This is a genomic window from Oleiphilus sp. HI0080 (assembly GCF_001635135.1).
In genome coordinates, this window is record NZ_LWFU01000795.1 from 1 (window position 1) to 1,186 (window position 1,186).

Sequence of the window (1,186 nt, forward strand, 5' to 3'; positions counted from 1 at the left end):
ACAAAAGAAAAGCAACTGTGAAGGTTTTACCCATAGTTTCTTTGCTAGACACGAGCTAACCTCCTTTTGATATTCGCCTGTACGACCAAATGATCAATGTAGGGTGCAAACAGGTTTGCAAATAGAATTGCCAGCATGATCCCCTCTGGGAAAGCAGGGTTCACGACGCGAATAAGTACAGTCATCACACCAATCAAGGCTCCATAGAACCACTTACCCGTATTCGTCATAGATGCTGAAACAGGGTCTGTCGCCATGAAAATCATACCAAATGCAAAACCACCGATTACAAAATGCCAGTAAAACGGCAGGCTAAACATTGGATTTGTGTCCGAACCAACCATATTGAGCAAGGTTGACATCGCGACCATACCAAAAAACACACCAAGTACAATTCGGAGCGAAGCTATACGCGTAGCCAAAAGCACCGCACCACCAATCAGGATCGCTAAAGTAGACGTCTCGCCCATTGAGCCCTGAACGGTCCCAAAGAAAGCATCCAACCAAGTGATATTGCCAGCAATAATTGCATCAGCACCACCACTTGCTGCAAGACTTAGTGATGTAGCACCAGAGAAGCCGTCAACCGCTGTCCAAACTGCATCTCCCGAGATCTCAGCTGGGTAGGCGAAGTACAAAAAAGCACGGCCGGTTAGCGCTGGATTCAGGAAGTTTTTACCCGTGCCACCAAAGATCTCTTTACCGATGACAACACCAAAAGAAATCCCTAAAGCGACCTGCCATAGTGGCAAGTCAGGTGGGCAGATCAATGCGAACAAGATTGACGTAACAAAGAAACCCTCATTAACCTCATGACCTCTAACCGAAGCAAACAAGACCTCCCAAAACCCACCAACAACGAACGTTACTGCGTAGACTGGCAAGAAGTATGCGGCCCCGTATACAAGGTTGTGCCATAAGTTAGCAGGGTCATGACCAATGAATAACAAACTATGGAAATCGGTTGGTATGGACGCCCCTGCAGCAATTGCAGAGTTCGCCTGAAACCCGATATTCCACATACCGAAAAACATGGCTGGAAAAGTACACATCCAAACGGTGATCATAATTCGCTTAAGATCAACGCCATCACGAACGTGGGAGTTTGCGCGAGTTGTACTAGAAGGCGAATAAAAGATCGTATCGACCGCTTCGTACAGTGCGTAAAAGTTTTCGTATTTTCCGC

Annotated in this window: 1 protein-coding gene; it reads right to left on the reverse strand. The window is 46.6% G+C overall.

The window, feature by feature from the left end:
* Nucleotides 1-44 precede the first annotated feature (44 nt).
* On the reverse strand, nt 45-1,186 hold a 1,142-nt coding region (locus A3751_RS16285; RefSeq protein WP_068457945.1), incomplete at its 5' end, for an NADH:ubiquinone reductase (Na(+)-transporting) subunit B.